Raw genomic sequence first — 21,574 nt, forward strand, 5'->3', positions numbered from 1 at the left:
GGCACCGTCACCCGCCCGCACCCGCACAACGAGGAAGGGCCCCACCGGATTTCTCCGGCAGAGCCCTTGCCTGCAACTACTGGGTCGGGGTGGCGGGATTTGAACCCACGGCCTCTTCGTCCCGAACGAAGCGCGCTACCAAGCTGCGCCACACCCCGGTCCTGCTGTTGTTGCTTCCGTCTCCGGCGCAACGAGTAGAACTCTACCGGACGCGCGCCGAGAGACGAAATCCGATTCCCCGGGGTGCTTCCCCGCAGGTCACGGGGGGCTCAGCGGCGGGCGGCCGTGAGCGTGAGCAGGGTGGCCTCGGGCGGGCAGGCGAACCGGACCGGGGTGTAGCGGTTGGTGCCGCAGCCGGCCGACACGTGCAGGTAGGAGCGGTGGCCGCCGGCCTGGTGGCTGGAGAGGCCCTTCACCCGGTCGGTGTCCAGGTCGCAGTTGGTGACCAGGGCCCCGTAGAAGGGGATGCAGAGCTGTCCGCCGTGGGTGTGCCCCGCCAGTATCAGCGGGTACCGGTCGGCGGTGAAGGCGTCCAGCACCCGCAGGTAGGGCGCGTGCACCACGGCCAGCGACAGGTCGGCGTCGGCGGACGGGCCGCCGGCGACGTCCTGGTAGCGGTCGTGCCGGATGTGCGGGTCGTCCAGGCCGGTGAACTCGACGTCCAGGCCGGCCAGGGTGAGCCGGCCGCGGGCGTTGTTGAGGTTGAGCCAGCCGGCCGCGTCGAAGCCGTCGCGCAGCTTCTGCCAGGGGTTGTGCACGGCGCCGGTGATCCCGCGCCGGCTGGTGCCGTCCGGGTTGTTGAGCCCGTGGATGCCGCTGCGGAGCGCGCTCAGGTAGCGGGTCGGGCTCTTGCGGGCGGGGCCGTAGTAGTCGTTGGAGCCGAAGACGTAGACGCCGGGGAAGTCCATCAGCGGGCCGAGCGCGTCCAGCGTGGCCGGCACGCCGAGCGGGTCGGAGAGGTTGTCGCCGGTGTTCACCACCAGGTCGGGTCGCAGGCCCGCCAGGCTCTGCAGCCAGCGCTGCTTCTTGCCCTGTCCGGCGACCATGTGGATGTCGGAGAGCTGGAGCACCCGGATCGGCCGCGCCCCGCGCGGCAGGATCGGGACCTCGACCCGGCGGAGCCGGAACGAGCGGACCTCGTACCCGGCGGCGTAGGCGAGGCAGGCGGCGCCGGTGGCGGCGATTCCGAGCGGGACGGAGTACAGCGGTCGCATCACCCCATGCTCTCAGACGGGCGATCAGCGACGGAACCCGCAGGTGGTCGTGCGGGTGGTGAGCGGTGGCAGGCCCACCCGCCCGGCCCCGCGGCCCGTGCTCGCCCGGCCCCGCCGCCCGCGCTCGGCCGGGGGCTTAATCGGGGGCGTTCGGCCCGGTCAGGTGCGAGACTCATCGGCATGACAACGCTCAAGCAGCAGCTGCAGGAGGACCTGACGGCTGCCATCAGGTCCCGGGACGAGCTGCGCTCCTCCACCATCCGGCTGACTCTGTCGGCGGTCACCGCGGAGGAGGTGTCCGGCACCACGAAGCGCGAGCTCTCCGACGACGAGGTGCTCAAGCTGGTGATCCGCGAGGCGAAGAAGCGCCGGGAGGCGGCCGAGGCCTTCGAGCTGGCCGGCCGCGCCGAGTCGGCGGCCCGCGAGCGCGCCGAGGGCGAGGTGCTGGCCCACTACCTGCCGAAGCAGCTCTCGGACGAGGAGCTGACCGCGATCGTCGCCGAGGCGGTGGCCGCCGCCGGTGCCACCGGACCGCAGGCGATGGGCGCGGTGATGAAGCTGGTCCGCCCGAGGGTGGGCGACCGGGCCGAGGGCGGCCGGGTGGCCGCCGCGGTGAAGGCCGCGCTGGCCGGCTGAGGGCCCCTGCAACCGCCTGAGGGCGGCTTCCCCGGACTCGGGGGAGCCGCCCTCAGGGCGTTCGGTGGAGGGGCCGGTCAGTGCCGGCGCCCGCCGGTGCCACCGTTCCCGCCGCCGTTGCCCCCGTTGCCACCGTTGCCACCGATGCCGCCGCCGTCCCCGCCGATCGGCGGGAAGGTGAAGCCGCCGTTCACCAGGCCGCCGATCACGGCGTCCCCGGAGGGCGGGGAGGCGCCGTCGGTCGGCGGGGTGGTCGGGGTGGTCGGCACCGGGATGTTGACGGTGTGGAAGTTCGACTTCGGCGTGTTGTCCAGCGCGTCGTTCATCGCCAGCTGCCAGATCGGGCCCGGCCCGTCGGCGCCGTAGACGGCGCTGAAGGGCTTGCCACCGATCCTGATGTTCTTCATCGAGACGTTCCCGGTCGGGCCGCCGAGCCAGACCGAGGTCGACAGCTCCGGGGTGAAGCCGGTGAACCAGGCCGCGTACCGGTTGTCGGTGGTACCGGTCTTGCCGGCGATCTGCCGCCCGCCGTCGAGGCCGAGGGCGGACGCGGTGCCCTTCTCGGTCACGCCGAGCAGCAGGGTGGTGACGCCGTCCGCGGTGCTCTCGGACATCACCTGGTTGCAGTTGGCCTTCGGCACCTCGACCTTCTTGCCGTCGGCGGCGACCATCGAGCTGATCGCGATCGGGCTGCAGTACAGGCCCCGGGCGGCGAAGGTGGCGTACGCGTTGGCCATGGTCAGCGGGCTGACCTCCTGGGTGCCCAGCACCATGGAGGGGACCTGCTCCATCGGCTTGCCGTTGGACTTGTTCTTGATGCCGAGCTTGTCGGCCATCTGCTTCATCGGGCAGAGCCCGACCTGCTGCTCCATCTGCACGAAGTAGGTGTTGACCGACTTCGCCATCGCGTCCTTGAGCGAGAACGGCCCGACCTCGCTGGCCGACTCGTTCTCCACCGTCGCCGGGTCGCTCTTGTTGTTCTTCCAGGTGCCGTCGCAGGTGCTCATGGACGGGTAGTCCATGTCGTGCGGGGACGGGAACTCCTGGGTGATCGGGACGCCGGACTCCAGCGCGGCGGCGGCCAGGATCGGCTTGAACGTCGAGCCGGGGGAGAAGCCGTTGCCGCCGCCCATGGCGGCGTCGACGTTGAGGTTCAGGACGGTCTGGTTCTTGCTGCCGTCCAGGCCGTACGGCCGGGTCTGCGCCATCGCCAGGATCTCACCGGTGCCGGGCTTGACCATGGTGGTGGCGGCCGAGACCGTGTCGGTCGCGTAGACCTTCTTGGTCACCGCGTTGAAGGCGGCGGCCTGCTTGTCCGGGTCGATGGTGGTGTAGATCTTCAGGCCGCCCTGGCTCCACAGCTTCTGCCGGTCGGTGGCGGTCTTCCCGAAGACCGGGTCCTGCTTGACCACCCGGCGGACGTAGTCGCAGAAGAAGCCCATCCCCGCCTGCGCGGTGATGCAGCCGTTCAGCGGCTCGGAGTACTTGATGCCGAGCGGGGCGTCGGTGGCGGCCTTGGCCTCCTCCGGGGTGATGTGCTTGGCCTCCAGCAGCTTGCCGATCACCGTGTTCCGCCGGGTCTGCGCCGCCTGCGGGTGCAGGATCGGGTCGTAGGCGGTGGGGTTCTGGACCAGACCCGCGAGCATGGCGGCCTCGGGGACGGTCAGGTCCTTGGCGCTCTTGCTGAAGTAGCGGTTCGAGGCGGCCTCGATGCCGTACGCCTGGTGCCCGTAGAACGTGATGTTGAGGTAGTTGGTGAGGATCTGATCCTTGGTCAGGTCCTCCTCCAGCTTGATGGCGTACTTCAGCTCCTGGATCTTGCGGCCCAGGCTCTTGCGGGTGGCGTCCAGGAAGGCCTGCTGGTCGTCGCCGGCCTGCTCGACGAACACGTTCTTCACGTACTGCTGGGTCAGCGTCGACGCACCCTGGGTGGCGGAGCCGGCCTCGGCGTTCTTGGTGGCGGCGCGCAGCACGCCCTTCAGGTCGACGGCGCCGTGCTCGTAGAAGCGGGCGTCCTCGATGTCGACCTGGGCCTTGCGCATGACGGGCGCCATCTGGTCCGCGGTGAGGATCGTGCGGTCCCGGTCGTAGACCTTGGCGATCAGCCCGCCCTTGGCGTCGTAGATGGTCGACGCCTGCGAGAGGGTGGGGGTCTTGAAGTCGGCCGGGATGTTGTCGAAGCTGTCGGCCGTGTCCTTGGCCGTGAGCCCGAGCGCGCCGACGGCCGGCAGGGCCATGCCGGCGACCAGGACGCCGGCCAGCACGCTGCCGCCCAGGAACTTGACTCCGAGGCTCGCCTTGTCGAGCGCTGATCCCGAGGTTCGCTGAGGTGCCATGGGAGAACCCTACGTGCCGGATTCCCCTCCATGGGGGCAGGTGTTCGCCTAGGCTTGTCACAAGACTGCGACAGCTTCGCTGTGTACATCTCCACCACTCGTGTGAGTGATGAGCTTTGCCCGATTTGTGGCTTTTTGCGGCGAATGCTGCAGGGGTGCGTCCTCGTTTTTGACAGCAGAGTGTGACGATAGCTGTTCCGGGAGTGTCGGCAAGGGCTGCGACCTGCGATCACTCCAACGAGTGAGGTGTTGGGTACCCATAGTCCGATTGGGTCATTTGAGATTGAGCCCGAAGGGGCTGTTGCGGAGTCCCGTTCTTCCGTAACGTCCTCAACTGGCAGCGGTGAATATGCCGTTGCCGCCGTGGGGGAGCCCCGATTCGGGAGAGGACGGCGCCAGCATGGGCTGGGTAGACGACTGGAGCGCACAGGCGGCCTGCCGCACGAGCGATCCGGATGAATTGTTCGTTCAGGGGGCCGCGCAGAATCGCGCCAAGGCGGTGTGCAGCGGGTGTCCCGTCCGCACCGAATGCCTGGCCGACGCGCTCGACAACCGGGTCGAATTCGGTGTCTGGGGCGGTATGACGGAGCGGGAGCGCCGTGCGCTGCTGCGCCGCCGGCCGACGGTCGGCTCCTGGCGCCGGCTGCTGGAGACGGCCCGGACGGAGTACGAGGAGTCGCTGGCCACCGGCGTGATCCTGCGGGACTACGCCCAGGCGGGCTGAGGCCCGCGCGTTCGGCCGCATGTGAGCTGACGGGCAGTCGGCAGGTGTGGGGGCGGTACGGAAGGATGTCGGCGAGGCCGGCGCCCGTGTCCCGCCCGGTGCACCAGAGGGGGTCTGCTGCCCGAGCCGCTCATCCGCGACCGTTACCGGTCCCGGCTCAGCCGGTCCGGTTCGACCGTTGTGCCGCAGGCTCCGGCGCACCGAGGCGTTCGCCGACGGTGCGCAGCCCGGCGAGGTCGTGCACGTCGCCCGCCAGGGCCGGCACCTCGACGATCGGCACGTCCGGGTAGACCGAGACGAAGCGGTCCCGGGTGCGCCGCTCCCGGTTCATGATCTGCATCCGCTCCGCGTGCAGCCGCAGCAGGCCCGCGGCCAGCGTCTCGGCGTGCACGGTGGCGGCCTGCGAACCGTTCTCCTCCAGTGCTTCGGCAGCGGCCAGTGCCCGTTCCGCGGTGAGCTGGGACGCCCCGGTGGAGTGCACCCGGTTGAGCACCAGCCCGGCCAGCGGCATCTCGTCCGCGGCCAGCCGGTCGACGAAGTACGCCGCCTCGCGCAGCGCGTCCCGCTCCGGCGCGGCGACCACCAGGAACGCGGTGCCCGGCGCCTTGAGCAGCTGGTACGTCCGGTCGGCGCGCTCGCGGAAGCCGCCGAACATGGAGTCCATCGCGCTGACGAAGGTCTGGATGTCGGTCAGCAGCTGGGCACCGAAGATCTTGCCGAGGGTGCCGGTCAGCAGGCCCATGCCGACGTTGAGGAATTTCATCGCGCTCCGCCCGCCGACCTTGGCCGGGGCGGTGAGCAGCCGGATCACCCGGCCGTCCAGGAACGAGCCGAGCCGGCCGGGGGCGTCCAGGAAGTCCAGCGCCGAGCGGGACGGCGGGGTGTCCACCACGATCAGGTCCCAGCGCTCGGCCGCGCGCAGCTGGCCGAGCTTCTCCATCGCCATGTACTCCTGGGTGCCGGCGAAACCGGCCGACAGCGACTGGTAGAACGGGTTCTCCAGGATCGCCTTGGCCCGCTCGGGATCGGCGTGGGCCAGCACGACCTCGTCGAAGGTCCGCTTCATGTCGAGCATCATGGCCTGCAGCTCGCCGCCGCCCTCGACGCCCTTGACCACCCGCGGGGTGTTGTCCAGCTCGGTCAGACCCATCGACTGGGCCAGCCGCCGGGCCGGGTCGATGGTCAGCACCACGGCCTTGCGGCCGCGCTCGGCGGCGCGCAGGCCGATCGCCGCGGCGGTGGTGGTCTTGCCGACGCCGCCCGAGCCGCAGCAGACCACGATCCGGGTCGCCGGGTCGTCGATCAGCGCGTCGATCTCCAACCGGGTCGTCATGCCGCCCCCTGCCGCTTGAGTTCGCCCGCGAGCCGGTACAGCCCGCCGAGGTCCACGCCTTCGCCGAGCAGCGGCAGCTCGTACGTCGGCAGCTTCAGCTGCTGCAGGTCGGCCCGCTGGTCGTGCTCCAGGGCGACCCGCTCGGCGTGCTCCCTGGCCTGGTCCAGCAGCGGGTCGATGAGCGGCTCGACGGCGGCCCGGATGGTCTCCGGCTTGCGGGAGCGGCCACCGAGGCCAGCCTCGCCGAGCGCGTGGGCGACCTCCTCGCGGTGGTCGCCGTGCACCGCCTCGACGGCGGCGGCGTCCAGCAGCGGCGGGCGGACCATGTTCACCAGCACGCCGCCGAGCGGCAGCTGTGCCTCGCGCAGTTCGCCGATCCCGTCCACCGTCTCCTGCACCGGCATCTCCTCCAGCAGCGTGACGAAGTGCACCGCCGTCTCCGGCGACTTCAACACCCGCATCACCGCCTGGGCCTGATTGTGTATCGGACCGAACCGGGCCAGCCCGGCCACCTCCGAGTTGACGTTCAGGAACCGGGTGATCCGGCCGGTCGGCGGCGCGTCCATGACGATCGCGTCGTACGCCCGGCGGCCGTCCGCGCCCTTGCGGCGGGCGGCCTCGCACGCCTTGCCGGTGAGCAGGACGTCCCGCACGCCCGGCGCGACGGTGGTGGCGAAGTCCACGAAGCCGACCTTCTGCAGGGCCTTGCCGGCCCGGCCGAGCTTGTAGAACATCTCCAGGTACTCCAGCAGCGCCTGCTCGGTGTCGATCGCCAGCGCGAACAGTTCGCCGGGTCGGGCGCCCTCGGCGGCGGGCAGGCCGAGCCTGGCGCGGCTGACGGTGGCGACCTTGCGCTCCTCGTACGGCAGCGCGGAGATGCCGAACAGCTCGGCGATGCCCTGCCGGCCCTCCACCTCGATCAGCAGCGTCCGGCCGCCCTCGGCGGCCAGGGCCAGGGCGAGCGCCGCGGCCAGCGTGGTCTTCCCGGTGCCGCCCTTGCCACTGACGACATGCAGGCGCACGCCCTCCCAGTCCGGGCCGCGCTCCTCGGGGCCGGGGGTGCTCGCCACGCTCCGTCTCCGTCCGTCCGTCGACCGGCACCGGCTGGTGCCCTCCCCGTGAGCGTAACCAGCGAGCGCCGTCGATGGCGGGAGCATCCCGACGGGTACCCGGATTGATGGCCCCGGTGTGTCCCACCTCACACCCGGCCCGGAGGCTAGAGTCAGCGCCATGACCAAGTGGGAATACGTCACCGTGCCGCTTCTCGTGCACGCCACCAAGCAGATTCTGGACACCTGGGGCGAGGACGGCTGGGAGCTCGTCCAGGTCGTGCCCGGGCCGAACAACCCCGAGCAGCTGGTCGCCTACCTGAAGCGGGAGAAGAGCTGATGAGCAAGGTCGAGGAGAAGCTCGCCGAGCTCGGGCTCACCCTGCCCGCGGTCGCCGCCCCGGTCGCGGCCTACGTCCCCGCGGTGCAGTCCGGCGACCACGTGCTGACCGCCGGCCAGCTGCCGATGGTGGCGGGCAAGCTCCAGATCACCGGCAAGGTGGGCGCGGAGGTCACCGCCGAGGAGGCCAAGCAGCTCGCGCAGATCTGCGCGCTCAACGGCCTGGCCGCGGTGAAGTCCGTGATCGGCGACCTGGACCGGATCGAGCAGGTCGTCAAGGTGGTCGGCTTCGTGGCCTCCGCCCCCGACTTCACCGGCCAGCCCGGCGTGATCAACGGCGCCAGCGAGCTGCTCGGCGAGGTGCTCGGCGCGGCCGGCATCCACGCCCGCAGCGCGGTCGGCGTCGCGGTGCTGCCGCTGGACGCCCCGGTCGAGATCGAGTTCCAGGTCCGGGTCCGCGCCGCCGGCTGACCGTCCGCCGGTGGTCCGTCGACCATCTTCCGCGTGGGGCCGGGGTCGGGTCTGTCCAACCCCGGCCCCACGCGTTTACCATCCGGGCATGGATCATCGTGCAAGGCCGCTGCCCATGCCGCCCTCGTGGCCGGCCCGGATCCGCGCGCTCGCGGCCGGCGAACTGGCACCGGTCGAGCCGAAGCCGTCCGCCACGGTGGTGCTGCTGCGCGACGGGCACCTTGACGAGGGCGCCGGGCCGCAGGCGTACCTGCTGCGCCGCCGCACCTCGATGGCCTTCGCGGGCGGGATGTACGCCTACCCGGGCGGCGGCGTCGACCCCCGGGACGCCGAGGCCGAGATCGGCTGGGCCGGCCCCACGCCCGCCGAGTGGGCGAAGCGGCTGGGGGTGGACGAGCACGCGGCCCAGGCCGTGGTCTGCGCGGCCGTGCGGGAGACCTTCGAGGAGGCCGGCGTCCTGCTGGCCGGCCCGGACGCCGCGAGCATGGCCGAGCCCCGGGACTGGACCGCCGACCGGGCCGCCCTGGAGGCGCACGAGTTCTCGTTCGCGGAGTTCCTGGCCCGGCACGGGCTGGTGGTGCGCAGCGACCTGCTGGCGGCCTGGGCGCGCTGGACCACCCCGGCCTTCGAGGAGCGCCGCTTCGACACCTGGTTCTTCGTGGCCGCGCTGCCCGCTGGTCAGGACGCGGCGGTCCAGGTCGGCGAGGCCGACCGGGTCGCCTGGCTGTCGCCCGCCGAGGCGGTCGAGGGCTACCAGGCCGGCCGCTTCGGCATGCTGCCGCCGACCGTCACCGTCCTGCGCGAGCTGCTGACGGCCCGTACGGCGGCCGAGGCGCTGGCGGCGGCGGAACACCGGACGATCAGCCCGGTACTGGGCACGGCCGAGGTGGCCGGTGATCGTATGACAGTGCGATGGTCTGGGTATGAAGAGCTGACCATCGAGGGTGACTTCCCGGCATAGCGGTGCCGGGACGACTGGAGGGGCCCGGCATAGCGGTGCCGGGACGTAGGGAAGGGACTCGGCACAGCGGTGCCGGGCCGGCTCGACCATGGAAGGAACTCGGCCGATGACCCACAACGACGTGGCTCGCCGGACGGCGCACGATCTGCCCGCCCGTAGCCTGACGCCCCGCAGCAAGTCCGGCACCTCCGTGCCCGACGTGTACGCGCCCCGGAAGCTGACCCGGCCGCTGCCGGCCCGCAGCCTGTACCGCCGCAGCGCCGATCTGGAGCGCGCCACCACCGAGGGAAGCCAGTGAGCGGTCTCCTCCCGGGCGACCCCGCCGCCGCCGTCGGCGGCGGGGCCACCCCGCGGGCGCACTGCGTGCTGGCGCCCAACCCCTCCCCTATGACGCTGGACGGCACCAACACCTGGCTGCTGGCCGAGCCCGACTCGGACCTCGCCGTGGTCGTCGACCCCGGTCCGCTGGACGAGGGGCACCTGCGGCGCGTCGTCGAGACCGCCGAACGGCACGGCCGGCGGATCGGGCTGACCCTGCTGACGCATGGTCACCACGACCACGCCGAGGGCGCCGCCCGCTTCGCCGAACTCACCGGCAGCCGGGTGCTGGCCCTGGACCCGGCGCACCGGCTCGGCGACGAGGGGCTGCTTCCGGGGCAGGTGATCGAGGTCGGCGGCCTGGAGATCCGGGTGGTCGGCACCCCCGGTCACACCTCGGACTCGCTCACCTTCCACCTGCCCGCCGACGGCGCCATCCTGACCGGCGACACCGTGCTGGGCCGGGGCACCACGATGGTCGCCCACCCCGACGGCCGCCTCGGCGACTACCTCGACTCGCTGCGCCACCTGCACACCATGGCCGCCGAGCACGGGGTGCGCACCGTGCTGCCCGGCCACGGGCCGGTGCTGGCCGACGCGCTCGGGGCCGTGGACTACTACCTGGCGCACCGCGCCAACAGGCTGGCCCAGGTCGAGACGGCGGTGGAGGCCGGCTGCCGGACCGCCGCCGAGGTGGTGGCCCGGGTGTACGCGGATGTCGACCCGGCGCTCTGGCCGGCCGCCGAGCTGTCGGTGCAGGCCCAGCTGAGCTACCTGGAGGACCGCGGGCTGATCTGAGCCGCGTCGCTGCTCCCTCCCGGCGGGGTGCCGGGACGCCGAAGGGCCCGTGGGAGACCTCCCACGGGCCCTTCGGTCCGCCGTAGTGGCGGAGCGGGTCAGCGCGAGCGGCGCGACAGCCGCTCGACGTCCATCAGGACCACCGCGCGGGCCTCCAGCTTCAGCCAGCCGCGGCCGGCGAAGTCGGCCAGCGCCTTGTTGACCGTCTCGCGGGAGGCGCCGACCAGCTGGGCCAGCTCCTCCTGGGTGAGGTCGTGCGCGACGTGGATGCCCTCGTCGGACGGGACGCCGAAGCGGCGGGAGAGGTCGAGCAGGGCCTTGGCCACCCGGCCGGGGACGTCCGAGAAGACCAGGTCGGACATCACGTCGTTGGTGCGGCGCAGCCGGCGGGCGATGGCCCGCAGCAGCGCGATCGACACCTCGGGGCGGGCGTGCAGCAGCGGCAGCAGGTCGCCGTGGCCGAGGCCGAGGAGCTTGACCTCGGTCAGCGCGGTGGCGGTGGCGGTGCGCGGGCCCGGGTCGAACAGCGACAGCTCGCCGATCATCTCGCTGGGGCCGAGCACGGCCAGCATGTTCTCGCGGCCGTCGGGCGACGCGCGGTGCAGCTTCACCTTGCCCTCGACCACGACGTAGAGCCGGTCACCCGGGTCGCCCTCGTGGAACAGCGACTCACCGCGGGCGAGGGTCACCTCGGTCATGGAAGCCCGCAGCTCGGCAGCCTGGTCGTCGTCGAGAGCCGCGAAGAGCGCGGCGCGCCGCAGAACGTCGTCCACGAGCTTCCTCCTGCTGGTGTCTGGGCAGTGCTACTCACCACCAAGGATGACGCATGTCACTCCGATCATATGAGGAGGGGGTGACCTGCTGGACACCGTACGGGTCCATTTGTACCCATCCGCCCGGTCCTGCGGCCGCCCGACGCCTGGTCCGAGCCCCTGGAATCAAGGGATCCGCCACTGCCGTTCGATTTCCGAGGATCTGTGTTCCCGTGGAGCCCATCACGCAGAGCGACGGCTCGGGTCCGGCCGTGAGCCGGTCACGCTCCGGCCGGGGGCCGCCGTAGCGAGGTGACCTGGCGTCATGGCGGGTGGCCGGCCGGGCGGATCCGCCCCGGGAAACCGGCCTCGGGAATGGTGATCCGGCGTAGCCTTCGTGCATGGCAGAGAGCAAGGTCCGGAAGGCGGCGGCGCCGGCCGCCAAGAAGGCGGCCGTGAAGCCGAGGAAGCCGGAGTCGCACCTGGCGATGGTGCGGCGGGCCCGGAAGATCAACCGGGAGCTGGCGGAGCTGTACCCGTACGCGCACCCGGAGCTGGACTTCGAGTCGCCGTTCGAGCTGCTGGTGGCCACGGTGCTGTCGGCGCAGACCACGGACCTGCGGGTGAACCAGACGACGCCGGCGCTGTTCGCGGCCTATCCGACGCCGGACGACATGGCGGCGGCCGAGCCGGAGCGGCTGGAGGAGATCATCCGGCCGACCGGGTTCTTCCGGGCCAAGGCGCGATCGCTGATCGGCCTGTCGACGGCGCTGCGGGACAGGTACGACGGCGAGGTGCCCGGCCGGCTGGAGGACCTGGTGACGCTGCCGGGCGTCGGCCGCAAGACCGCCAACGTGGTGCTGGGCAACGCCTTCGGCGTGCCGGGGATCACCGTGGACACCCACTTCGGGCGGCTGGCCCGCCGGTTCGGCTGGACCACCGAGGAGGACCCGGAGAAGGTCGAGGCGGCGGTGGCCGAGATCTTCCCGAAGTCGGAGTGGACGATGCTCTCGCACCGGGTGGTCTTCCACGGCCGCCGGGTCTGCCACTCCCGCAAGCCCGCCTGCGGGGCCTGCCCGATCGCGCCGCTCTGCCCCGCGTACGGGGAGGGGGAGACCGATCCGGAGAAGGCCCGCAAGCTGCTCAAGTACGAGCTCGGCGGCCAGCCCGGCCAGCGGCTGCGGCCGCCGGCCGACTACCCGGGGGAGGCGGCCGCCCGGGCCACCGCGCCCGGCCCCGGTGCCGCGACGCCGGACCAGGCCACGGAGACGGCGGAGGGGGCGGCATGACGGTGCTGGTCGAGCGCGAGGGCCTGCCCGGCTGGCTGCTGCCGGTCCGGCAGGCGGCCGAGTCGGTACGCCCCGAGCAGCTGAGCCGCTTCCTGCCGCCGCCCGAGGGCGGCCGCCCCTCGGCCGTGCTGATGCTCTTCGGCGAGGGGCCGCTCGGCCCCGACCTGCTGCTGATCGAACGGGCCCGCTCGCTGCGCTCGCACGCCGGCCAGCCCTCCTTCCCGGGCGGTGCGCTCGACCCCGAGGACGGCGACCCGGCCGGTCCTGGTCCGGTGGCGGCGGCCCTGCGGGAGGCGGCCGAAGAGACCGGGCTCGACCCCTCGGGGGTGCAGGTCTTCGCGACCCTGCCCGCGCTGTACATCCCGGTGAGCGACTTCGTGGTGACCCCGGTGCTCGGCTGGTGGCGGCGGGAGACCCCGGTGGCGCCGGTGGACCTGGCGGAGACCGGCGCCGTCTTCCGGGTGCCGCTGACCGACCTCACCGACCCGGCCAACCGGGCGCGGCTGAAGCACCCGTCCGGCTTCACCGGGCCCGCCTTCGAGGTGGCCGGCAGGCTGGTCTGGGGCTTCACGGCGGGCGTGATCGACCGGGTCCTGCACTACAGCGGCCTGGCCCGGCCCTGGGACACCGCCCGCACCGTCGCGCTCTCGGACGAGGCGTTCGGGCCGGCCGTCCGCAGCCGCGCGGAGGCGACCGGGCCGGGCAGCGGTCCCGCCGTCTGATCCGCCAGGATCCGGAAGAGAGGGCCTAGCGGTCGCCGGTCAGTGCGTACAGCGTGTCCGGCAGCTGGCGGACCACCGAGACGGCCGCCTCGTGGTCGGTGTCGTCGTAGTCGCGGTTGACCGAGCTGGCGATGGACGAGGCCACCCCGGCCACGATGAACAGCACCATCAGCGCCTTGGCACCGCCGCTGAGGACGAGCGGCCGGGTCGCCGACCCGAGTGCGCCGACGGTCTTCGGCCCGGGCGCCGGGGGCGTGCCCCAGACAGGTCCGCCGCCGGCCGCGCCCCCGGCACCTGCGGCCGCGCCCGCGGAGGAGGCGGTCGCCCCGGTCACCGGTGCGCCGGGCAACTCCGGCGTCCCCTGTACCCCAGGCGCTCCGGGCGTTCCGGGTGCTCCGGGCTGGCCCGGTGCCGGCCGGCCCGTCGCGCCCGGCCAGCCCGCTCCCGCCGGCAGCGGCGGCTCGACCAGCGGCGCCTCGTCGCCGAACACCCGCTTCGGGTAGGCCGGGGTCAGCATCAGCAGGTACGCGCCGAACCGCATCCGGTACCGCAGCACCGCCGCGGTCGCCTCGAACAGCGGCCGCGGCATCCGCCCCAGCACCAGCACCACCAGCCAGCTGAAGAAGGCGATCACCCACCATCCGGTGACCAGCACGTTCTGGATGATCGCGGCCGGGATCGCGAGCACCAGCCGGAAGAACACCGCCAGCCGGTTGAGCGGGCCGGGCCGCAGCTCGATCCGGATCGGGTAGTCGGCCGGCCGGAGCTGGAACGGCGGGTACCGGTCGACCAGCAGCATCAGGTAGCCCTCGACCCGGGTGTCGTACGCCACGTACGCCGAGAGGTAGCGGAACGCGAAGTCGGGTAGCCGACCGAGCGCGAGCGCACCGAACCAGCCGATCACCGCGACGACGAAGGCGGCAATGCTGAGCAGCCAGAGCACGATCGCCTGCGGGATGACCAGGAGCGCCCGCAGGAACACGGTGAACCGGTTCTGCGGGCCGGGCTCGGGGATGTCCAGCGGGGGCAGCCACTCGGCCTCCACCGCGGTGGTACTGGCATCCCACATTCCTGCCTCCCTGGTTCCGGGTCCTGTCGGCTCGGTGTCCGGTCCTGACGGATCTCTGCTCAGACGTTCCCAGGGCGGTGCGCTCCCTGCCCGCCGAGTGGCCCGACCGGGCTACCGGGCCTGACTGTGCCCGCCGCGCGCCGAGGACATGGGAGGGTATCCGGGTGAACGTCCTGGATCTGCTGCTGATCGCCGCCGCGGTGGGCTTTGCCGTCTCCGGTTATCGGCAGGGTTTCGTGGTCGGCGTGCTCTCCGTCCTCGGCTTCCTCGGCGGCGGCCTGATCGCGGTGCAGCTGCTGCCGCTGCTGCTGCGGCACATCGGGCCGGGCACCACCGCCTCGGTGGTGGCGGTGGTGGTGGTCATCGTGCTGGCGGCGATCGGCCAGGCCGTGACCACGCACTTCGGCTGGAAGCTGCGCGGGCACATCGGCCGCCGCCGGGCCAGGACGCTGGACGCGATCGGCGGCTCGGTGGTCAACGTGATCTCGATGCTGCTGGTCGCCTGGCTGATCGGCTCCGCACTGGCGGGCACCTCGCTGCCGACCGTCTCCAAGCAGGTCCGCACCTCGGCGGTGCTCGGCGGGGTCCAGGACGTGCTGCCGGACGACGCCCCGAACTGGTTCTCCGACTTCAGCAAGGAGTTGGCGCGCAGCGGCTTCCCTCAGGTGTTCAACCCCTTCGAGCACGAGCCGATCACCGAGGTGGAGGCGCCGGACCCGGCGCTGGCCGGCAGCGCGGCCGTGCAGCGGGCCCGGCAGAGCCTGGTCAAGGTGGTCGGCACGGCCACCTCCTGCGGCAAGACGCTGGAGGGCAGCGGCTTCGTCTTCGCCCCGCACCGGGTGATGACCAACGCCCACGTGGTGGGCGGCGTCGGGGAGCCCACGGTCCAGATCGGCGGCACCGGCCAGCTGTACGACGCGACGGTGGTCCGCTACGACTGGCAGCGCGACATCGCCGTCCTGGACGTCCCCAAGCTGAACGCCCCGGCGCTGAACTTCGCCGGCGAGGCCAGGACCAACGACAGCGCGATCGTCGCCGGCTTCCCGGAGAACGGCGCCTTCAACGTCCAGCCGGCCCGTATCCGCGGCCGGATCCAGGCGAACGGGCCGGACATCTACCACCGCGGCCAAGTGGTCCGCGACGTCTACTCGGTGCGCTCGCTGGTCCGCCAGGGCAACAGCGGCGGCCCGCTGCTCACCCCCGACGGCGAGGTCTACGGGGTGGTGTTCGCCAAGTCGCTGGACAGCTCGGACACCGGGTACGTGCTCACCGCCGCCGAGGTGCGGGAGGACGCCGTCCAGGGCGCCACCGCGACCGCCAGGGTGGACACCGAGGGCTGCGCGCTCTGACCCCCGTTCGGGCGGGCGCGGGCTCGTCGTCATCCGTTCCGTCGTGGCCCGCGCGGGGCGTCCGGCCGCCCTGGTAGCGTCGGCCCACGCTCACTCGTTCGGCGCAGCGCCCGGCTCGGCCGTTCGGCTCGACCGTCCGGCTCGGCGGCCGGGGGAGCGGGGGCGGCGCCGGGGTCCGACAGGAGGTCAGCGAGACGTCATGATGGGTCACTCGCACGCGATCAGTGGCGCGATGCTGTACGCTGGCTCGGCGCCGTTCCTGCCGCCGCTGCTGCTCGGTACCCACCTGCAGCCGGCCGACATCCTGATGGGCACGGTGCTGTGCGCGGGCGCGGCGCTGCTGCCCGACCTGGACCACCACGACGGCACCATCGCCAACTTCCTCGGGCCGATCTCCAAGCTGCTCTGCCGGCTGGTCGCGTGGATCTCGGGCGGGCACCGGCACGCCACCCACTCACTGCTGTTCGTCGCGCTGATGGGCGCGGGCAGTTGGGCCGGGATCAGCTACCTCGGGCGGAACTTCACCCTCGGGCTGACCTTCTTCCTGCTGGCCATGGCGATCCGCGCGCTGCGGCTGCACCCACCCGGTGACGGCCCGACGGCGTGGATCACCATCATGGGCATGGCCGCGCTCGGCACGGCCGGCATGAACAAGTGGATGCCGAACGCACCCGGCTGGCTCCCGTACGCGGTGGCCCTGGGCACGTTGGCGCACCTGCTGGGGGACTGCCTCACCAAGAAGGGCGCGCCGCTGCTGTGGCCGCACAAGGAGCGCTACGAACTGGTGCTGATCAAGCGCAGCGGCAACGACGTGGAGACCAAGTTCTTGGTCCCGGTGATGACGGTCGCCACCTTCGTGCTGCTCTGGTTCACCGCGGTGTCGCCGACCGTGCTCGGCTGAGCCGACCGCGCCGGGCGGGCCGTGCCGAGCGGCCCGCGCCGGGTGGACGGGTTCGGCTTCGGGGGCGCGGGCGCGACGGCTCGCGCCCGGGCCCTCAGGGCTCGCGCCTCAGTCGCGCCCCGACCCACCGCGCACGGCGGCCCAGGATGCGCGGGATGCCCATCCGGCGCGCCCCCGGGCCTGCCCCCGCCAGCTGCTGGCGGCCGGCGCCTGCGTACGGCCACTCGGCCCCGTGCTCCCGCTCGGGACGCTGGGACCGGTCGGACTGGGGCTGCGAGCCGCTGCCGGGCCGGTGTCGGCGCGCGGGGCGCTCACTTTCGGGCATCCAGGTCATACCTGGATGGATGCCCGTGAGCCGAGCGGAGTAACCGTCCCGACTGTCCATCTGTCATGTGCGATTGTCATATGAACCTGCCTCAGGTCCCGGAGAAGGGCGTCCGTGGCCCTTCGCAGCCGTCCGGCCCGAGGCGACGTCAGTCCTTGTGCTCGCCCACCCAGTTGACCAGTTCGGCCGAGAACTCCTCCGGTGCCTCCTCGTGCGGGAAGTGCCCGACCCCGGGCATCAGCCGCCAGCGGTACGGCGCCTCGACGTACTCGCCGGCCCCGAGCGCGGTCTGCGCCAGCAGCACCGGGTCGGCGGCGCCTTGGACGTGCAGGGTCGGCGCGCTGATCGGCTTCTTCATCCGGCGGGCGAACTGGATGCCGTCCGGGCGGGCCATCGAGCGCATCAGCCAGCGGTACGGCTCGATCGAGCAGTGCGCGGTGCTGGGGATCTGGATCGCCTTCCGGTAGGCCGTCAGGGCCTCGCGGTCCGGCAGGTTGGGGCCGGTCCAGGCGTTCAGGTACTCGGCGACCAGGGCGCCGTCCTCGGCGACCAGCCGGCGCTCCGGGATCCACGGGCGCTGGAAGCCCAGCACGTGGTCGAAGGCGGCGATCTGGCGACGGTCGGTCAGCAGCGCCCGGCGCAGGTGGCGCGGGTGCGCGGCGGAGACCACGGTCAGGCTGCGGATCACCGAAGGGCGCATCACCGCGGCCACCCAGGCCAGCGTGCCGCCGGTGGCGTGGCCGACCAGGTGGGCACGGCGCTCGCCGAGCGAGCGGATCACCCCGGTGATGTCCAGCGCCAGGTTGCCGGGGTCGTAGCCGCGCGGGGTGCGGTCGCTGCCGCCCATGCCGCGCAGGTCCACCGCCACGGCCCGGTAGCCGGCCTCGGCGAGCGCGGTGAGCTGGTGCCGCCAGGCCCACCAGTACTGCGGCCAGCCGTGCACCAGCAGCACCAGCGGGCCCTCGCCGGCCTCGGCGATGTGGAACCTGGCGCCGTTGGCGGCCAGATCGCGGTGCACCCACGGCCCGGCCGAGCGGACGCTCCACTCGGCCTCGGCCTCGGCGGGCCGGGGCGTGACAGGCGGTGTGGGAACGGGCTTCTGGTCCAGCGGCATACCGAGAGCCTGTCATACCCGCGCGGCGCAGACGTGCCCGGCACTCGCGTACGCCTCGGCCGGCGGTCCACGGCGCCCGGAGCCGGAGCTCCGGACGCTGGCGGCCGAGGCACCGTCCCGGCTACGGGATACGGCCCAGCGCCCGGTCGATCTCCTCCTTGGTGGCCGGCCGCGGCCGGGCGTTCTTGAGCACGTCCGCGGTCGCCTGGGCGCCCTCGATGGTGCGGTGCGGCTTCTCGATCTTCTTGAACGAGCGCATCGCCAGCAGCCCGAGCAGCCCCGCCAGCACCAGGTAGGCGCCGCCGACGATCAGGAAGGACCAGCCCAGCGTCAGCCCGAGCGCCTGCAGGCCGTACGCCGCCGCGAAGCTCAGCATCGGGATGGCGGCCAGGGCCACCACGCCCGCCACGCTGAGCGAGACGCCGCCGGTGACGCCGCGCTTGACGTCTGCCCGGATCTCCGCCTTCGCGAGCGCGATCTCGTCGTGGACCAGCGCGGACAGGTCGGCGGTGGCCGCGGCGAACAGCTGCCCCACCGAACGCTCGCCCTCGTAGGGGGCCCGGACGTTGCCAGGGTCTGCGGTTCCTGCGGCCATCAGCGGTTCTCCTTCGCGTGGCTTCTTCACTCGATCGACAGCTCAGCATCATGCCCCTACCGGTCAGTCAGGCACCACTCCGGGGCCGCCCCAGGGGGAACAGTGGCCTCGGTTGGCGCACAGCGGCCGGGCCCGGGTGAGCAGCCGTCAGGGCGCTGCGTGCTGGTCCGTCGGCTCAGTCCGCCTGCTGGTAGACGTCCGGGATGCCGTCGCCGTCGGAGTCGCGCTCCTCCTCGTCCCACAGCCGCCGGTAGTGCCGGTTGCGCAGCTTGAGCAGCAGCGTGGCGATCATCGCGCAGAGCACCGAGCCGACCAGCACGGCGGCCTTGGCACGCTCGGTCAGCGCGTCGTCGCCGTCGAAGGCCAGCTCGCTGATCAGCAGGGACACCGTGAACCCGATGCCGGCCAGGGTCGCCACCGCGAACAGGTCGGCCCACTTCAGCTGCGGGTTGAGGGTCGCCCGGGTGAAGCGCGCGGCCAGCCAGGTGCCGCCGAACACGCCGACCGTCTTGCCGATCAGCAGTCCCAGTACGATCCCGAGCGGGGCCGCCTGGGTGAACACCTCGCGCAGGGCCGGCCCGGAGATCACCACTCCGGCCGCGAACAGCGCGAACACCGGCACCGCGAACCCGGCCGAGAGCGGCCGGACCAGGTGCTCGATGTGCTCGCCGGGGGACTCCTTCTCGTCCCCCTCGGTGTGGCAGCGCAGCAGCAACCCCATCGCCACACCGGCGACCGTCGCGTGCACCCCGCTCTCGTGCATCAGCCCCCAGATCACCAGCGCCAGCGGGACGAAGAGGTACCAGCCGTGCACCCCGCGCCGGTGCAGGAACCAGAACAGCACCAGGCCGGCCAGTGACAGCCCGAGCGCCCAGAACTTGATGCCGGAGCTGTAGAAGACGGCGATGATCAGAATGGCGATCAGGTCGTCCACCACGGCCAGCGTCAGCAGGAACGCCCGCAGCGCCGCCGGCAGGTGGGTGCCCACCACGGCCAGCACGCCCAGGGCGAAGGCGATGTCGGTGGCGGTCGGGATGGCCCAGCCCGCCGGGTGCCCGCCGGCGCCGCTGTTGGCCACCGTGTAGACGATCGCCGGCAGCGCCACCCCGCACACCGCCGCGACCACCGGCAGCGCCGCGGCGCTCGGGGTGCGCAGCTCGCCGGCCACGAACTCCCGCTTGAGCTCGATGCCGGCGACGAAGAAGAAGATGCTCAGCAGGCCGTCGTTGGCCCAGGTCTCCAGGCTCAGGTCGAGGTGGAGCGGGGAGGACGGGCCGATGGTGAAGTCGCTGACCGTCTCGTAGGAGTGCGGCCACACGTTCGCCCAGATGAGTGCCGCCACCGCGGCGAGCAGCAGCAGGACGCCGCCGGCGGTTTCGGTGCGCAGGGTTTCGACGATGAACCGGCGCTCGGGGAGCGGGAGCAGACCGAGGAACTGGCGGCGCTCGGTCGGCGGCGGCGTGGCCACGGCGGGGACCTCCTGAGGGCGGGCGGCAGATGGGTACACCGGTGGTGCAGTGCCGACCAGACTTCCCGGCGCGCCTCAGAGACCTTGATGTGTTTTTGACAGTCTAACGGTCTACGGGCTGGCCCTTGCGATATCCGGTTTGTTGCATTTTATCCGCGACGGCGCTCCGCGCGGCCTGGAACTTCGGGGGCGGGCGTGCCCTGGCCGGAAACCTCCGTGTGCGGAGCGGCCGGTGACCCGAACGGGTTCGACCGGATGCGGGACGGGCGGGGCCTTCCTAGCGTCAGCAGCAGGTGCCGCCCACGACGGGCGGCCCTTGTCGTCCCCCCGGAGGATCTGATGCAACATCAGGAAGCCGAACCGATACCGACGGGAGGCGAGGGCTGGTCGGGCGGCGAGGACGCTCCGAGTGCCCCGCCTCTGTTACCTCAGCCCGCCCGCTGCCTTCCCGTACCGATCCGCGCCGCCGTGGCGACATCCGCGGTGGTGGTCGGCGCTGTGGTGACCGCCGCTGTGGCCGCCGACCCTGCTGCCGTCGTCGCCGCCGAGCCTTGCGACGAGCTCGAACCGGACCTGCTCCGGCGACTGCGCCCGCTGTTCGGCACCGTCCCGCCCAGCGGCGGGATCACGTTCGCGGTGATCCGCGGGGACCGGCGCACCGTTGCCTGCCGCGGTTACGCCGACCGGGCGGCCGATCGCCCGGTCCGCGCCGACTCCCGCTTCGGACTCGGAGCCGTCACCGAGACCTTCACCGCCCTGCTGCTGGCCGACATGGTCGCCCGCGGCGAGGTCCGGTACGAGGACCCGATCGACCGCTACCTCCCGGCGGGCCTGGCCCCCGGCTACCCGCACGAGCGGCCGATCACCCTGCTCCACCTCGCCACCCACACCTCGGGCCTGCCGAGGCTCCCGGGCGGACTGGCCGCCTCGGCCGCTCCCCGCTGGTTCACCGATCCGTACGCCACCTTCAGCGCGGCCCACCTGCTGCGCGCGCTGCCCAGGACACCCGTCCGCGGCACCCCCGGCGCCCAGGTCCGGTACTCCCATCTGGGCACCGGCCTGCTCGGCCTGGTGCTGGCGAACGCCGCCGGCCGGCGCTACCAGGACCTGCTCACCAGCCGGATCTGCGAACCGCTCGGGCTGATCGACACCTCCTGCGGCACCGGCCCGGAGGAGATCACCAGCTACCGGCGCGGGCGGAGCCTGCCGTCCTTCCGGATCCCGGCGCTGCCCGGCGCCGCCGCCCTGCGCTCCACGGCGGACGACATGCTCCGGTACCTGCAGGCGCACCTGGCGGTCGACGTGGTGCCGATCCCCGAACGGACCGGCGCCGCGGCCAGTCTCCAGGTGGCGCTGCGGGACGTCTGCGAGCCGCGAGTGGTTCGCAGGCGCTCCGGGACACGGATCTGCCTCGCCTGGAACCAGCGGCAGCACGACGGACGCGAGCTGCATTTCCAGGCAGGTTCGACCCGGGGCTGCTCCACCTTCATCGGCTTCGGGCGGGCGGCGCAGGTGGGGCTGGTGGTCATGGCGAACACCCAGCCGTGCTCCCGCCGGAAGTTCACCCAGCTGGCTCAGCAGGCGCTGCTGGGGCTGGTGGGACCTGTGGACGCGGGGGAGGCGTTTGCGGGCTGAGGCTGCTCCTCGGTGGGTGTGCCCACCGGTGCGGCCGGCCCTCGCGTGGGGTGGTGCGGGGGCCGGCCGGGGTGGTGGTGGGGGTCAGCTCTTGCTGTCGGTGGTGGGGAGTTGGGCCTGGATGAGGTTCATGACGGTGGTGTCGGCGAGGGTGGTGGTGTCGCCGATCTCGCGGC

21 protein-coding genes and 1 tRNA gene are annotated in these 21,574 nt (G+C 72.6%); 12 read left to right on the forward strand and 10 right to left on the reverse strand.

Annotation, left to right across the window (positions count from 1 at the left end):
• Positions 1-84 precede the first annotated feature (84 nt).
• Positions 85-158, reverse strand: a tRNA-Pro gene (locus ABT014_RS31430).
• Between the two features lie 111 nt (positions 159-269).
• Positions 270-1,214 carry a metallophosphoesterase gene (locus ABT014_RS31435; protein WP_350642760.1) on the reverse strand — a complete coding sequence of 315 codons (945 nt, stop codon included), beginning with the start codon at positions 1,212-1,214 and terminating at the stop codon, positions 270-272.
• Positions 1,215-1,394: 180 nt separating this feature from the next.
• Between ABT014_RS31435 and ABT014_RS31440 the strand changes: the two genes are divergently transcribed.
• Positions 1,395-1,850, forward strand: a complete 456-nt coding sequence (locus ABT014_RS31440) for a GatB/YqeY domain-containing protein (RefSeq protein ID WP_350642761.1) — start codon at positions 1,395-1,397, stop codon at positions 1,848-1,850.
• Between the two features lie 77 nt (positions 1,851-1,927).
• Here the strand turns inward: ABT014_RS31440 and ABT014_RS31445 are convergent, their stop codons facing one another.
• On the reverse strand, positions 1,928-4,186 hold the full coding sequence (locus ABT014_RS31445) for a transglycosylase domain-containing protein (RefSeq protein WP_350642762.1): 2,259 nt from the start codon (positions 4,184-4,186) through the stop codon (positions 1,928-1,930).
• Positions 4,187-4,586: 400 nt separating this feature from the next.
• On the opposite strand from ABT014_RS31445, the gene ABT014_RS31450 reads away from it, so the two are divergent.
• Entirely contained in the window at positions 4,587-4,910 is a 324-nt protein-coding gene (locus ABT014_RS31450) for a WhiB family transcriptional regulator (RefSeq protein WP_033817598.1), read from the forward strand.
• 157 nt (positions 4,911-5,067) lie between these two features.
• On the opposite strand, the gene bagB is transcribed toward ABT014_RS31450, so the two are convergent.
• Positions 5,068-6,243: an ATPase BagB gene (gene bagB, locus ABT014_RS31455; RefSeq protein ID WP_350642764.1), complete on the reverse strand. Its 1,176-nt coding sequence runs from the start codon at positions 6,241-6,243 to the stop codon at positions 5,068-5,070.
• Positions 6,240-7,313 carry an ATPase BagA gene (bagA, locus tag ABT014_RS31460; protein WP_350642766.1) on the reverse strand — a complete coding sequence of 358 codons (1,074 nt, stop codon included), beginning with the start codon at positions 7,311-7,313 and terminating at the stop codon, positions 6,240-6,242. The genes bagB and bagA overlap by 4 nt, the downstream gene beginning before the upstream one ends.
• A 160-nt stretch (positions 7,314-7,473) precedes the next feature.
• Between bagA and sp36 the strand changes: the two genes are divergently transcribed.
• The 5 genes from sp36 (at position 7,474) to ABT014_RS31485 (ending at position 10,179) form a co-directional block, all read left to right on the forward strand.
• Positions 7,474-7,632 carry a Sp36 family protein gene (gene sp36, locus ABT014_RS31465; protein ID WP_095874066.1) on the forward strand — a complete coding sequence of 53 codons (159 nt, stop codon included), beginning with the start codon at positions 7,474-7,476 and terminating at the stop codon, positions 7,630-7,632.
• On the forward strand, positions 7,632-8,102 hold the full coding sequence (locus tag ABT014_RS31470; RefSeq protein WP_350642768.1) for a RidA family protein: 471 nt from the start codon (positions 7,632-7,634) through the stop codon (positions 8,100-8,102). Before sp36 ends, ABT014_RS31470 begins: the two co-directional genes overlap by 1 nt.
• A gap of 88 nt (positions 8,103-8,190) precedes the next feature.
• Positions 8,191-9,063 (forward strand): NUDIX hydrolase, encoded by an 873-nt coding sequence (locus ABT014_RS31475; protein WP_350642770.1) that lies wholly within the window; start codon positions 8,191-8,193, stop codon positions 9,061-9,063.
• A gap of 106 nt (positions 9,064-9,169) precedes the next feature.
• On the forward strand, positions 9,170-9,361 hold the full coding sequence (locus ABT014_RS31480; protein WP_350642772.1) for a hypothetical protein: 192 nt from the start codon (positions 9,170-9,172) through the stop codon (positions 9,359-9,361).
• Positions 9,358-10,179 carry an MBL fold metallo-hydrolase gene (locus ABT014_RS31485; protein WP_350642773.1) on the forward strand — a complete coding sequence of 274 codons (822 nt, stop codon included), beginning with the start codon at positions 9,358-9,360 and terminating at the stop codon, positions 10,177-10,179. The genes ABT014_RS31480 and ABT014_RS31485 overlap by 4 nt, the downstream gene beginning before the upstream one ends.
• Positions 10,180-10,277: 98 nt before the next feature.
• Here the strand turns inward: ABT014_RS31485 and ABT014_RS31490 are convergent, their stop codons facing one another.
• Positions 10,278-10,952, reverse strand: a complete 675-nt coding sequence (locus tag ABT014_RS31490) for a Crp/Fnr family transcriptional regulator (protein WP_033818547.1) — start codon at positions 10,950-10,952, stop codon at positions 10,278-10,280.
• A 380-nt stretch (positions 10,953-11,332) separates the two neighbouring features.
• Between ABT014_RS31490 and nth the strand changes: the two genes are divergently transcribed.
• Both nth and ABT014_RS31500 read left to right on the forward strand, forming a co-directional pair.
• Positions 11,333-12,220, forward strand: a complete 888-nt coding sequence (nth, locus tag ABT014_RS31495) for an endonuclease III (protein WP_350642775.1) — start codon at positions 11,333-11,335, stop codon at positions 12,218-12,220.
• Complete coding sequence (locus tag ABT014_RS31500) at positions 12,217-12,942, forward strand: NUDIX hydrolase (protein WP_350642776.1); 726 nt, start codon at positions 12,217-12,219, stop codon at positions 12,940-12,942. The genes nth and ABT014_RS31500 overlap by 4 nt, the downstream gene beginning before the upstream one ends.
• A 25-nt stretch (positions 12,943-12,967) precedes the next feature.
• On the opposite strand, the gene ABT014_RS34630 is transcribed toward ABT014_RS31500, so the two are convergent.
• Positions 12,968-14,011, reverse strand: coding sequence for a DUF4389 domain-containing protein (locus ABT014_RS34630; protein WP_502895134.1), 1,044 nt, complete (start codon positions 14,009-14,011; stop codon positions 12,968-12,970).
• A 164-nt stretch (positions 14,012-14,175) separates the two neighbouring features.
• On the opposite strand from ABT014_RS34630, the gene ABT014_RS31510 reads away from it, so the two are divergent.
• On the forward strand, positions 14,176-15,360 hold the full coding sequence (locus tag ABT014_RS31510) for a MarP family serine protease (protein ID WP_350642778.1): 1,185 nt from the start codon (positions 14,176-14,178) through the stop codon (positions 15,358-15,360).
• A gap of 202 nt (positions 15,361-15,562) precedes the next feature.
• Positions 15,563-16,261, forward strand: coding sequence for a metal-dependent hydrolase (locus ABT014_RS31515; RefSeq protein ID WP_350642792.1), 699 nt, complete (start codon positions 15,563-15,565; stop codon positions 16,259-16,261).
• Between the two features lie 473 nt (positions 16,262-16,734).
• Here the strand turns inward: ABT014_RS31515 and ABT014_RS31520 are convergent, their stop codons facing one another.
• The 3 genes from ABT014_RS31520 to nhaA all read right to left on the reverse strand — a co-directional run bounded on the left by ABT014_RS31520 (position 16,735) and on the right by nhaA (position 19,763).
• A complete protein-coding gene (locus tag ABT014_RS31520) occupies positions 16,735-17,700 on the reverse strand; it encodes an alpha/beta fold hydrolase (RefSeq protein ID WP_350642780.1) in 966 nt (321 codons plus the stop codon).
• A gap of 121 nt (positions 17,701-17,821) precedes the next feature.
• Positions 17,822-18,295, reverse strand: coding sequence for a phage holin family protein (locus ABT014_RS31525; RefSeq protein ID WP_350642781.1), 474 nt, complete (start codon positions 18,293-18,295; stop codon positions 17,822-17,824).
• Between the two features lie 175 nt (positions 18,296-18,470).
• Positions 18,471-19,763, reverse strand: a complete 1,293-nt coding sequence (gene nhaA / locus ABT014_RS31530; RefSeq protein ID WP_350642783.1) for a Na+/H+ antiporter NhaA — start codon at positions 19,761-19,763, stop codon at positions 18,471-18,473.
• 468 nt (positions 19,764-20,231) lie between these two features.
• Here nhaA and ABT014_RS31535 point away from each other — a divergent pair, with 468 nt between their 5' ends.
• Positions 20,232-21,398 (forward strand): serine hydrolase domain-containing protein, encoded by a 1,167-nt coding sequence (locus ABT014_RS31535; RefSeq protein ID WP_350642784.1) that lies wholly within the window; start codon positions 20,232-20,234, stop codon positions 21,396-21,398.
• Positions 21,399-21,574 lie beyond the last annotated feature (176 nt).

Origin of the sequence: Kitasatospora sp. NPDC094015 (genome assembly GCF_040304075.1) — a bacterium.
Classification (GTDB): domain Bacteria; phylum Actinomycetota; class Actinomycetes; order Streptomycetales; family Streptomycetaceae; genus Kitasatospora.